This is a genomic window from Carnobacterium sp. (assembly GCF_049673005.1).
Classification (GTDB): Bacteria; Bacillota; Bacilli; order Lactobacillales; family Carnobacteriaceae; genus Carnobacterium_A.
Map to the genome: position 1 here is coordinate 1 of NZ_JBATXB010000007.1, position 12,329 is coordinate 12,329.

General features: G+C 35.3%; 9 protein-coding genes and 1 other annotated feature. Of the genes, 7 read left to right on the plus strand and 2 right to left on the minus strand.

Features of this window, described 5'->3' with window-relative positions:
* The 4 genes from WBF61_RS00710 to WBF61_RS00725 all read left to right on the plus strand — a co-directional run.
* Positions 1-549 (plus strand): glucose PTS transporter subunit EIIB (locus WBF61_RS00710; RefSeq protein ID WP_424253032.1); only part of this gene is annotated, 549 nt, incomplete at its 5' end.
* A gap of 145 nt (positions 550-694) precedes the next feature.
* Positions 695-922: a binding site (T-box leader), on the plus strand.
* 76 nt (positions 923-998) lie between these two features.
* Positions 999-3,416 (plus strand): leucine--tRNA ligase, encoded by a 2,418-nt coding sequence (leuS, locus tag WBF61_RS00715; RefSeq protein WP_424253034.1) that lies wholly within the window; start codon positions 999-1,001, stop codon positions 3,414-3,416.
* Positions 3,417-3,599: 183 nt separating this feature from the next.
* Complete coding sequence (locus tag WBF61_RS00720) at positions 3,600-5,267, plus strand: putative polysaccharide biosynthesis protein (protein ID WP_424253036.1); 1,668 nt, start codon at positions 3,600-3,602, stop codon at positions 5,265-5,267.
* Between the two features lie 74 nt (positions 5,268-5,341).
* Positions 5,342-6,067, plus strand: a complete 726-nt coding sequence (locus tag WBF61_RS00725) for a pseudouridine synthase (protein WP_424253038.1) — start codon at positions 5,342-5,344, stop codon at positions 6,065-6,067.
* A gap of 41 nt (positions 6,068-6,108) precedes the next feature.
* Here WBF61_RS00725 and WBF61_RS00730 read toward each other — a convergent pair whose 3' ends face one another.
* Positions 6,109-6,942 carry an NAD(P)H-hydrate dehydratase gene (locus WBF61_RS00730; RefSeq protein WP_424253040.1) on the minus strand — a complete coding sequence of 278 codons (834 nt, stop codon included), beginning with the start codon at positions 6,940-6,942 and terminating at the stop codon, positions 6,109-6,111.
* A 162-nt stretch (positions 6,943-7,104) separates the two neighbouring features.
* On the opposite strand from WBF61_RS00730, the gene pepV reads away from it, so the two are divergent.
* Positions 7,105-8,505, plus strand: a complete 1,401-nt coding sequence (gene pepV, locus WBF61_RS00735; RefSeq protein WP_424253042.1) for a dipeptidase PepV — start codon at positions 7,105-7,107, stop codon at positions 8,503-8,505.
* 63 nt (positions 8,506-8,568) lie between these two features.
* On the opposite strand, the gene WBF61_RS00740 is transcribed toward pepV, so the two are convergent.
* Positions 8,569-9,753, minus strand: coding sequence for an iron-containing alcohol dehydrogenase (locus tag WBF61_RS00740; RefSeq protein WP_424253044.1), 1,185 nt, complete (start codon positions 9,751-9,753; stop codon positions 8,569-8,571).
* 319 nt (positions 9,754-10,072) lie between these two features.
* On the opposite strand from WBF61_RS00740, the gene WBF61_RS00745 reads away from it, so the two are divergent.
* Positions 10,073-11,170 (plus strand): ABC transporter permease, encoded by a 1,098-nt coding sequence (locus WBF61_RS00745; RefSeq protein WP_424253046.1) that lies wholly within the window; start codon positions 10,073-10,075, stop codon positions 11,168-11,170.
* 15 nt (positions 11,171-11,185) lie between these two features.
* Complete coding sequence (locus WBF61_RS00750; RefSeq protein WP_424253047.1) at positions 11,186-11,860, plus strand: ABC transporter ATP-binding protein; 675 nt, start codon at positions 11,186-11,188, stop codon at positions 11,858-11,860.
* Positions 11,861-12,329 lie beyond the last annotated feature (469 nt).

Here is a 12,329-nt window from a genome sequence, read left to right on the forward strand (position 1 = left end):
GTTCATGCAGTATTAACAGGTATTTCATTATTTATCGCAGCTACTTTCCAATGGACAGCAGGATTTGGTTTCAGTGCTGGTCTAGTCGACTTTATCTTAAGTTCTAGCTTACCTTTAGCTAATAAACCTTACTTCTTAATTCTACAAGGTTTAGTATTCTTTGCAATTTACTACTTCATTTTCCGTTTCATCATTGTTAAATTTAACTTAGCAACACCAGGTCGTGGAGACGATGAAGACGAAGAAATCGTTGAAGAAACTACTGATTCAACGACTAAAGTTTCAGCTTCATCTACAAAAGATGCTAAATTCAAACGTCAAGCAGAGATCATTTATGATGGTTTAGGTGGAGACGCTAACGTTACTTCTATCGATAACTGTACGACACGTTTAAGACTTGAAGTTAAAGATATGTCTATCGTTGATGAAAAGAAAATTAAATCTGCTGGTATTGCTGGAATTAACAAAGTTTCAGACCATAACATTCAAGTTATTGTTGGAACTGAAGTACAATTCGTTGCTGACGAAATGATTAAATTAAAAAAATAAGAACATGTTAAAAACGTTAGAGCAATTGCTCTAACGTTTTTTTAGGTATCATTAATTGTGTGAGAGTTATATAGTAAAAAAATAATAGTGACGTATTTTTTCTTCTTGCTCAACCAATCTTTATTTGATAGAATAAGGTGAATAGTTAAAAACAAAGAAAAGGAATAGTAGAAACAATTCTTTTAAAGAGAGTGCATGTATGGTGGAAATGCATAAAGAAATTTTTTCGAACTCGCCTTGGATGTTGCTTTACTGAACCAATAGTAAGTAAAGCCGTAACGCCTGCGTTAAAGGTATGAAGAGTCTACATGAAAGTGAAATGTAGAAAATTTAGGTGGTACCACGATTATTGACTTGTCAAATCGTCCTATGAGCAACAGAGTAATTATCTGGCCTCATAGGGCGATTTTTTAATTTATGAAGATAAAAAAGAAAGAGGGATAAAAGAGATGAGTTTTAATCATAAGACAATTGAAACAAAGTGGCAGAATTATTGGAAAGAAAACAGTACATTTAAGACAACGGAAGATGCTGAAAAAGAAAAATTTTATGCATTGGATATGTTTCCGTATCCATCTGGACAAGGATTGCATGTTGGACATCCAGAAGGCTACACAGCAACGGATATTCTTTCTCGATTGAAGCGTGCACAAGGCTATAACGTATTACATCCTATGGGCTGGGATGCTTTTGGATTACCAGCGGAACAGTATGCATTAGATACAGGAAATGACCCTGAAGAATTCACAGCAAAAAATATCGAAACTTTCCGACGTCAAATCAATTCTTTAGGATTTAGTTATGATTGGGAACGTGAAATTAATACAACAGATCCTGATTATTATAAATGGACCCAATGGATTTTTATTAAATTATATGAAAAAGGGTTAGCGTATGAAGCAGAGGTAGCTGTAAACTGGTGTCCTGAATTAGGAACAGTTTTAGCAAATGAAGAAGTGATTGATGGTAAAAGTGAACGCGGCGGACACCCAGTCGTTCGCAAACCCATGAAACAGTGGATGCTAAGAATTACGGCTTACGCAGAACGTTTGTTAGAAGATTTAGAATTAGTTGATTGGCCTGAAAGCATCAAAGATATGCAACGAAATTGGATTGGGAAATCTGTTGGAGCATCTGTTCAATTTTCTGTTCAAGAATCAGATCAGCAGTTTACTGTTTTTACAACACGTCCAGATACGTTATTTGGATCAACTTATTGTGTATTGGCACCAGAACTAGACTTAGTAAAAACAATTACTACTCCAGAACAAAAAGAATCTGTTGAAGCTTATTTGAAAAAAGTTAGTTTGAAAAGTGATTTAGAACGAACAGATTTAAATAAAGATAAAACTGGTGTGTTTACTGGGGCTTATGCGATTAATCCTGTAAATAACGAGAGAATGCCTATTTGGATTGCTGATTATGTTCTGGCATCGTATGGTACAGGAGCGATCATGGCAGTTCCTGCACATGATCAACGAGATTACGAATTTGCTAAAACATTTAGCTTGCCAATTATCCCTGTTCTTGATGGTGGAGACATAGAAAAAGAAGCTTTTCTTGAAGATGGCCTGCATATCAATTCTGAGTTCTTAAATGGATTAGATAAAGAAGCAGGTATAATAAAAATGAATAAGTGGTTAGAAGAAAATAAAGTTGGTAAACCAGAAACAACGTATCGTTTGAGGGACTGGTTATTTGCCCGTCAGCGTTATTGGGGAGAGCCTATCCCAGTTATTCACTGGGAAAATGGGACGTCTACGACCTTACCAGAAGCTGAATTGCCATTACTATTGCCAAAAACAGAACACATAAAACCAAGTGGCACTGGTGAGTCACCATTAGCTAATATTAAAGAGTGGGTCAACGTGGTCGATCCAGAAACTGGAATGAAAGGCCGTCGTGATACCAATACGATGCCACAATGGGCTGGTAGTTCATGGTACTTCTTACGTTTCATCGATCCTAAAAATAAAGAAGTGATAGCTGATCCTGAGAAACTTAAAGAGTGGTTACCTGTTGATATTTATATTGGTGGAGCAGAGCACGCTGTGTTGCACTTGTTGTACGCTCGTTTTTGGTATAAATTCTTGTTTGATATTGGAGTTGTGCCAACGAAAGAACCTTTCCAAAAACTGTTTAATCAAGGGATGATTCTTGGAGAGAACAATGAAAAAATGTCTAAATCAAAAGGCAATGTTGTAAATCCTGATGAGGTTGTAGAAAAATTTGGGGCAGATACACTACGTATGTATGAAATGTTTATGGGGCCTTTAGACGCTTCAATTGCATGGGATGAAAATGGACTCGAAGGTAGTCGTAAATTCTTAGATCGAGTTTGGCGTTTAATGGTCGATGAAGAAGGAAAATTACGTGATCGGATTACAACAATCAATGATGGATCGTTAGATGTTGTTTATCATCAAACAGTTAAGAAAGTAACAGAAGATTTTGAACAATTACGTTTTAATACTGCCATTTCACAATTAATGATTTTTGTGAATGAAGCTTATAAAGCAAAAGCGTTGCCTGTTGATTACATTAAAGGGTTTGTTCAGCTACTAGCTCCGATTGCTCCTCATTTAGGAGAAGAACTATGGTCGATGCTTACGAGCACCAATGAAAGTATCTCTTACGTGTCTTGGCCAAGTTACGATGAAACATTCTTAACTCAAGATGAGATTGAAGTTGTTTTCCAATTGAATGGGAAGTTAAAAGCAAAAGCAAAAGCACCAAAAGAAATCACTAAAGAAGAACTAGAAGAATTAGCTATGAGCAATGAAAAAATAAAAGAAGCGTTAGTCGATAAAACGATTCGTAAAGTTATTGTTGTTCCTGGAAGATTAGTTAATATTGTAGCGAATTAATAGAAAGAACCAAAGAATTGAGTAGGTTAATTCTTTGGTTCTTTTTATCGATTTATAAAAGAGGTCATCAAACTTAAGATTTGGTAAAATTACACAAGTGTCTTAGTAAATGCATTGCAACCGAATTAGTAAAGAAGTAGAATAGATGTTAGTTGATAAAAGTATGAGAGTAGGGTAATTAAAATGTCAATGGATGATGTAAAGGGAAAAAAGGCAGTCAGCGAAAAAACATCAAAAGAGAAAATGGTTAGTGGCTCTGCTTGGATGACCGGAGGCAGTATTTTATCCCGTCTTTTAGGCGCGTTGTATATTATTCCTTGGATGGCATGGATGGGAAACCAAGAAGTTGCCAATTCTGCTAATGCGCTTTATACGATTGGTTATACACCATACGCACTGTTCTTAAATATAGCAACAGCGGGTGTACCATCAGCAATTGCTAAACAAGTATCACATTATAATGCATTAGGCGAGTATAAAATTAGCCAAGATATTTATAAAAAAGGATTACAAGTGATGGCAGTAACAGGAGTTGTAGCTGCGATTGTAATGTACATTATTGCACCGTTCATTGCAGCGAATAGTCCAACAGCATCAATAAGCGATGGGACACAAGTTATTCGTTCACTTAGTTGGGCGCTATTAATTATCCCATGTATGAGTGTGACAAGAGGGTTTATTCAAGGGCATCATACGATGGCGCCTTCAGCTATATCACAATTTATTGAACAATTAGGCCGAGTGATTTTTATGCTGGCTGCTGTTTACTTAATTCGGGTTGTATCTTATGGAGAAGTCGTAGATGCTGTTACTGCCTCTACATTCGGGGCATTCATTGGGGCCTTATTTAGTATTTTATATTTATTTTATATTATTCAAAAAAAGAAGCCTGAGTTAGATTATAACTTATCTAATAGTAAAAATAATATTACAATATCAACCAATGAAATTTTTAAATCTATTATTAAGACAGCCGTTCCATTTATTATCATTGGATCAGGAATTACTTTATTCCAAATCATTGATCAATTTACTTTTGGACCGATTATGAAAAATGTAACAGAACTAACAGCTAAACAAATAGAAAATAATTATGCTGTTGCTTCAGGTAATGCGAATAAACTGATTATGATTGTTATCTCATTAGCAGGATCAATGGCAATAACATCAGTACCATTGATTGCTGATTTACTAGCTAAAAATAAAATGAAAGACGTTAGAATGCAATTAAGTGATAGTATTCAACTGTTTTTCTTTATTATGTTGCCTTCTGCAATAGGGATGGCAGTGGTTTCTAAACCACTGTACACTGTTTTTTATGGATACAGTTCATTTGGAACGGGAATTTTGCAATTGTCTTCTTTCATGAGTATTTTCCTTGGATTATTTGTACTATTGGGTTCAACACTTCAAGCTGCTGATCGTACGAAGTCAGCTTTGTCAGCGATGGTCATTGGATTAATTGTAAAATTAGTCTTCCAATACCCAGCGTTATGGATATTGGGTACTTATGGTATGTTAGTATCTAATATCTTAGGTTTCGGAGTAACCGTCTTTTTAATGTTATGGTCAATGTATAAGATGACTAAATTAGATATTAGCTTCTTAATGAGACGTATTTTATTGATGGTACTCATTACGATAGGTATGGCGTTAATTGTATCGATTATTCAAAAAGGAATGTATGTATTTTTTGAACCAAAAGATAGAGTTGGAGCATTAATAAACATGATGGTTTCGTCTTCTATTGGAGGATACTTTTACCTTTATGCAGTTTTAAAAACGCGTTTAGCTGATCGTTTATTAGGTAGTAGAGTAGCGCGGTTAAGAAATAAATTAAGAATTAAGTAAATCATCTAAGGCTAGCTGATATATGGAGACATAATTAGCTAGTTCTTTTAGATTTAAGGAGTTGAAGAACCAATATGCGTTTGGATAAGTTTTTAGCACACACTGGTTATGGAACACGCAAATCAGTTAAAGAATTAATAAAAGGTAAAAAAGTGACAGTGAATGACCTAACTATAAAAGATGGGAAAATTCATATTAATCCTGAGAAAGATGTAGTTAGTGTTTCAGGAAAAGCAATTTCTTACCAAGAATATTATTATTTTATGTTGCATAAACCACAAGGAGTTATTAGTGCGACAGAAGATAAAGTGCATAAAACCGTTATTGATTTATTAGACACGAACGATCAAGTATCTAATCCATTTCCAGTAGGTCGATTAGATAAAGATACGGAAGGATTATTGTTACTCACGAATGATGGATCACTAGCTCACGAATTGCTTTCTCCTAAAAAAGAAGTGGATAAATGTTACGAAGCAATTATTGATGGCATTGTTGGCGGAAAAGAAGTGGAAGCTTTTGAACGAAGCATCACTTTAGAAGATGGATTTGTCTGTCGTCCGGCTAAATTGAGTGTTTTATCCACGGATTTAGTAGAACAAAAATCGAGTATTCAAGTCGTTATTCATGAAGGGAAATTCCATCAAGTTAAACGAATGTTTGAAGCTGTTGATAAAAAAGTTTTGTATTTAAAACGATTATCAATGGGGCCTTTGGTTTTAGACGATGAGCTGAAAATTGGGCATTATCGTCCACTGACAGTTAATGAAATGAAAGAATTAAAGGAGTTTACAAAATAAAGAGGAGGGACTTTTTAATTGTCCTTCCTCTTTATTTTATATTAATTATTAGAATCAGCCAGCTCTTTTAAAATGACGGGCAGTTGCTGAATGATCTGTGAGGGTAAGACGACATATTGTTTCTCGGCAAGCTGATCACCAATATAGCTGTGAAGGAAAACAGCAACTAATATTCCGGCTTTTAAATTAGACAATTGTGCAATCATACCAGCTAGAATACCAACTAAAGTGTCTCCCATACCACCGGTGGCCATTGCGGGATTTCCAGCTTGGTTTTGCCATATCTCATCTTTAAAATAAATTTCTGTTCGGTGTTGTTTTAATACGATAATAGCATTTAATTGATCTCTCTTGATTTGATTTAACCTGGGTAGTTGTGTTCTCGGCTCTAACCCACTTAAGTTTTTCCATTCTCCTAAATGAGGGGTGAAAATGGTTTGTTGATTAGGAACAGCTATATTGTATTTAGCCATTAGAGTAATCGCTGAACCATCAATGATGATACGCTGATCGTTGGTTATATGAGAAAAAATGAAGTTGAGTAGTGCTAAAGATTCTTGAGAGGTACCCATTCCAGAACCGATTGCAATAACGGTTGCTGTGTTTAGTTGGGCTTCAATCTGCTGTTGGTTGTTCCAATCAATGACCATCGCTTCTGGAAGTTGAGCATGTAAGGCTGCGTGATTACTTTTTGCAGTAACAACAGTTACCAGACCTGCGCCACTATAGACAGCAGCTAGTGCATTTAACATGACAGCTCCGCCCATGGACTCGTTGCCGCCAATCAAGAGTACTTTTCCATAATCGCCTTTATAACTCGATTTTTTCCGAATAGGAATTAAAGATTGAACCGTCTTTTTAGTTAAATAGTTCATAATAGACCTCCTCGTTGCTTATTGTATTTAGTATAGAGACAATGAGTCGAAAAATCACTTTGTATGATTAAAAATAGTTTGAAAAAACAATTGGAATATTGGTATGTAAGATAAAAAGTGATATGATAGAGATGTTGAAATAAAGATGGGAGTGTTGAGTACATGGCTATAGATTGGAAAAATGAAGTATCTGCTCGTAAAGAGGAATTCTTAACAGATTTGGTTTCGCTTTTAAAAATTGATAGTGTTCGCGATGACAGTAAAGCAACAGATGAAGCACCTGTTGGACCTGGCCCTAAAGAAGCGCTAGAGGCTTTTCTTGCATTAGGAGAACGCGATGGCTTTATCACTAAAAATATTGATCATTTAGCAGGACACATTGAATACGGTTCAGGCGCTGAAACTTTAGGAGTTTTAGCACACGTTGACGTTGTTCCTGTTGGTTCAGGTTGGGAAACAAATCCTTTTGAACCTGTTATAAAAGATGGTCGCATCTATGCTCGTGGCTCAAGTGATGACAAAGGTCCAGGAGTAGCGGCTTATTATGCTTTGAAAATTATCAAAGATTTAGGTTTACCTGTATCTAAACGTGTTCGTTTTATTATTGGAACAGACGAAGAGAGCGGTTGGATGTGTATGGACCGCTACTTTGAAGTAGAAGAAAAACCAGAGTTTGGTTTTTCACCAGATGCTCAATTTCCAATTATAAATGGAGAAAAAGGAATACTAACTATGCACGTAAATACCAAAGGAAATGTAAAAGGCGGAAAAAATGAACTCATTAGTTTTGATGCAGGGTTACGTGAAAATATGGTCCCCCAAGATGCAACAGCGGTGTTTACTAGTCAAGAAGCAGAAAAAATCGAAAAAGATTTCTATGACTTCGTTGAAAATAAACCTGTGACAGGTACAGTAACGGTTGAAGGGGATAAAGTCACCATTGAACTTAACGGAAAAGCTGCTCATGCCATGGAGCCTCGTGGCGGAGTGAATGCGGCAACTTACCTAGCAACATTCCTAACAAACTATTCATTTGGTGGGGATGCTAAGTCTTACCTTGAGATGACTGCAGAATTCTTCCATGAAGACTCAAGAGCTGAGAAGTTAGGATTAAATTATGTAGACGACGTTATGGGTGATTTAACAATGAACCCAGGAGTCTTCACTTTTACTCCTGAAAATGGTGGAACAATTGCACTGAATTTCCGTTTCCCTAAAGGAGTTAGCATTGAAGGAATTGAAATTGAATTAGATAAACAATTAGGTCATTATGGAGTTACTTTAGGTCGAGGGAAAGAACAAACACCTCATTATGTTTCACCAGAAGATCCTTTGGTTAAAACTTTATTAGATGTCTATTCAAGACAAACAGGTCTTGAAGCTAAAGAACAAACAATTGGTGGTGGGACTTACGGTCGCTTATTCGACCGTGGAGTTGCTTATGGCGCGATGTTCCCTGATAGCATTGATACGATGCACCAAGCAAATGAATTTATGGCAATTGATGATTTAATGAATGCAATGAGTATTTATGCTGAAGCTATTTACGAATTAATCAAATAAAAATAAAAAAAGATAGAGAGTAAAGCACCCCGGTGCTTTACTCTCTATCTTTTTATTTGGTTTCTATTTTAGGGCTGTACGGTAAATTTCTCTACTGATTGCTAAATCATGAGACTGGTGTTCACCTAAAGCTATTTGTTGATGCTTTTCTAATTGGGCAACTAAAGGTTCAATAACTTCTTCGCCTAAGCCAATATCGTTGAAAGATGTTGGTGCTCCAAGACTCTTAAAGAATGCGGTTGTTTTTTCAATAGCAGCATCAATTTTTTCGTCTTCTGTACCAGCAGTGATATGCCATACACGCTCAGCATATTGTAAGAGTTTTTCTCTTTTTTCTTGTCTACGAACTTTTAACAAAGCTGGAAGAACAATTGTTAACGTTCTAGCATGATCGGTATGATATAACGCTGTAATTTCGTGACCCATTTGGTGAGAAGCCCAGTCTTGAGGAACTCCAGGTGAGAGGACTTTGTTTAAAGCGTTAGTTGCTGTCCACATGAAATTAGCGCGCAAATTGTAATCATGGTTGTCTTCATCAATAACATCGGGACCAATCTCAATTAACGTTTGCAATAAACCTTCAGAGTAACGATCTTGTACCATTGCACCAACTGGATAAGTCAGATATTGTTCCATGATGTGGATATAAGCATCTAAAATACCATTAGCCAATTGACGCTTTGGCAGGCTATAAGTGATTTCTGGTTCTAATATTGAAAAGGTTGGGAAGACAAAAGGACTACCAAACCCTAATTTAGCTTGCTTTTCTTTAAAAGTAATGACGGAGCCAGCATTCATTTCAGAGCCAGTTGCAGGTAAAGTTAACACTGTCGCAAATGGTAAAGCTGAAGCAATTGGTAGTCCTTTACCTATACCGCCACCGAATATATCAATCGGATTGCCATCGAATTTGACTGCTGCTGCAATAAATTTAGTGGCATCAATAACAGAACCGCCTCCAACTGCTAGTATGAAGTCATAGTTCTCTTTTTTTATAAGTTCAACAGCCTTCATCGCTGTTTCGAAAGTAGGATTCGCTTCAATTCCACCAAATTCTCCAACTTGATGTTCTGATAAAGCTGATTTGATGCGATCAAGTGTACCAAACTTTATAACGCTCCCGCCACCGTAAGTGATAAGAACTTTTTTATCAGTTGAAATTAAGTCTTTTAATTCAGGAATCCGATTCTTCCCGAAAATAATCTCTGTAGGGTTATAATAATTAAAGTTACTTATTTCTTGTTGCATATACTTGTCCACTCCTTTTAAATTAGTGGATTAAGTATAGCATACTTCATTAATCTTATATGAACAGATAGCTTACACACTTAAATTTTATGGGAAATCAAGAAAATAGACTGATGTAACGGTTCATTGATTTTAAGAAAAAATTATTAGTATCATTTATAATAAAGATTCTTTTTTTGAAATAGGACAGTATATAATATAAGTGAGCATATAGATATTATTTCGTTGTCTAATGTGGTATAAAAGTTGTTATGGATTGAAATAAAATCAAGGGATGCATTACTTGAACAAATAAAAATAAAGATAAGAGGGTGATTGAATGTTTTTAGCATGGAGAGAAATGAAACATTCTAAAACGCGTTTCGCATTAATCATTGGCGTAATGGTTTTAGTTTCGTACTTAGTATTTTTTTTAGTAGGTCTAGCTTATGGCTTAGCGCAGGATAATCGAACAAGTATCGATAAGTGGGAAGCTGATGGGATTGTACTAACGGATGAGTCTAATACCAATATCAATATGTCGATGATGACATTAGAGCAAGCTAAAAAAGTGAAAGGTGAGAATGTAGCCTTTTTAGGTCAAGCTTCTAGTGTTGTTAGGAAGTCTGGAACGTCAGAAAATGATGATGAAAATAAAGTTAATGTAACTTTTTTTGGAATTGATTCAAAACAGTTTATCATGCCAGAAGTGATAGAAGGAAAAGCCTTTTCGAATGATGATGAAGTAGTTGCAGATATAAGTCTAAAAGAAGAAGAAAATATAAATATCGGTGATACATTGGAATTAGCAGGAAATGACAAAAAAGTAAAAGTAGTTGGGTTTACAAAAAATGCTAAGTTTAATGTTGCCCCGGTTCTGTACACAACTATCTCTAGTTACCAAGAAGTTCGTTTTGAAAAATCAGATAGTAGCGATGCTGGAAGAATTAGTGCAGTGATTGTACGTGGAGAGAACAATTCCGTTGATGGAGTAGATATAGAAACAAATGATTTAGCTGTCTACCCAATTAAAGACTATATTAATAAAATACCTGGTTATACAGCGCAAGTTTTAACTTTTGGATTAATGATTGGATTCTTAATAGTTATAGCAGCAGTTGTCATTGGTATCTTCATTTATGTTTTAACGTTACAAAAATCAAGTTTATTTGGTGTTATGAAGGCGCAAGGGATTTCTAATTTTTATATTTCTAAATCAGTTGTCGCTCAAACCTTTATCTTAGCAGTAGTTGGTGTAGGAATAGGATTGATATTGACTATTGTAACAGGCTTAGCTTTACCAGCCGCAGTACCTTATACAACCAATATTATTTTCTTAGCAGCGATTACAACCTTACTAATCGTTGTCGCTGTACTAGGAGCTTTATTTTCAGTAAGGACAGTTGTTAAAATTGATCCATTAGAAGCAATAGGATAAAGGAGGGAATAGATGATGAAATTAATTGAGTTAATTGGTGTAACACGAACGTTTGGTGAAGGACATACAAAAGTTGACGCTTTAAAGGAAACTAATTTTAGTGTTGAGGCTGGTGAATTTGTGGCTATTATTGGACCAAGTGGTTCAGGTAAAAGCACACTTCTTACTATAATAGGCGGGCTTCAGACTCCTTCAGAAGGAAAAGTTTTGATTAGAGAAAATAAATTTAGTGAAGTTACAGAAAAAAAACGTGCTGCTTTGCGCTTCAAAGAAATAGGCTTTATCCTTCAAGCTTCCAATCTAGTCCCTTTTTTAACTGTTGAGGATCAATTGAAATTAGTTAATAAAGTCAATAAAAGCAAAATGGATGCTGAAAAAAGTGATGCGTTATTAGATGAGTTAGGGATAGTGGGATTAAAGAAAAAATACCCAAGTGACTTATCTGGTGGGGAACGCCAACGTGCAGCAATTGCGAGAGCATTGTATCATAATCCTTCAGTTGTTTTAGCCGATGAGCCGACAGCTAGTCTGGATTCAGAAAAAGCTTTTGAAGTAGTAGATATTTTAGCGCGTGAAACAAAAGCGCAAAATAAAGCAACAATTATGGTTACACACGATGAGCGATTGATTGATCGTTGTGACAAAGTATATGTTATGAAAGATGGTATTTTGAAAGAAAGAATGAAATAATTTTTTTGAAAAGAAAGAAGGAATCTACTTTACTGTAGCTCCTTCTTTTTTTAATTAAGTTTAAAAGAATAAATATACTAATAAAACTATTAATTATGCATATATAATTTACTAAATAATTACGGAAAAGTGTGCTTAAATGTAGTGGTAAATAATTTTTAGTTAATGAAGTATAATAGGTAATAGGATGAGTAAGAATTAAGATGACAAAAAAATTAAATGAATTCTTTTCAGAAAACAGTTGACGTGAGTTTAACAAGCTGTTATATTAGTAGATGTCGCAGCGAGAGATCGCAGCAACAAGGAAAAACAAATAGTAAAAATTTGTTGACAAGTTAATCAGCATCTGGTAATATTTAGAAGTTGTCAAAACGACAACGCAAACAAATTAGACCTTTGAAAACTGAACAAAGTAAAACAATAAACTGTGAACGGCGGTTCGGCCAAGGGTCGGACCAAAAGAAACAAA

Bases quoted from the DNA above. Each gene is read 5' to 3' on its own strand.
- WBF61_RS00725 (WP_424253038.1), top strand. From the start codon at position 5,342: ATGCGTTTGGATAAGTTTTTAGCACACACTGGTTATGGAACACGCAAA.
- WBF61_RS00720 (WP_424253036.1), top strand. From the start codon at position 3,600: ATGTCAATGGATGATGTAAAGGGAAAAAAGGCAGTCAGCGAAAAAACA.
- WBF61_RS00740 (WP_424253044.1), bottom strand. From the start codon at position 9,753: ATGCAACAAGAAATAAGTAACTTTAATTATTATAACCCTACAGAGATT.
- WBF61_RS00745 (WP_424253046.1), top strand. From the start codon at position 10,073: ATGTTTTTAGCATGGAGAGAAATGAAACATTCTAAAACGCGTTTCGCA.
- WBF61_RS00750 (WP_424253047.1), top strand. From the start codon at position 11,186: ATGAAATTAATTGAGTTAATTGGTGTAACACGAACGTTTGGTGAAGGA.
- pepV (WP_424253042.1), top strand. From the start codon at position 7,105: ATGGCTATAGATTGGAAAAATGAAGTATCTGCTCGTAAAGAGGAATTC.
- leuS (WP_424253034.1), top strand. From the start codon at position 999: ATGAGTTTTAATCATAAGACAATTGAAACAAAGTGGCAGAATTATTGG.
- WBF61_RS00730 (WP_424253040.1), bottom strand. From the start codon at position 6,942: ATGAACTATTTAACTAAAAAGACGGTTCAATCTTTAATTCCTATTCGG.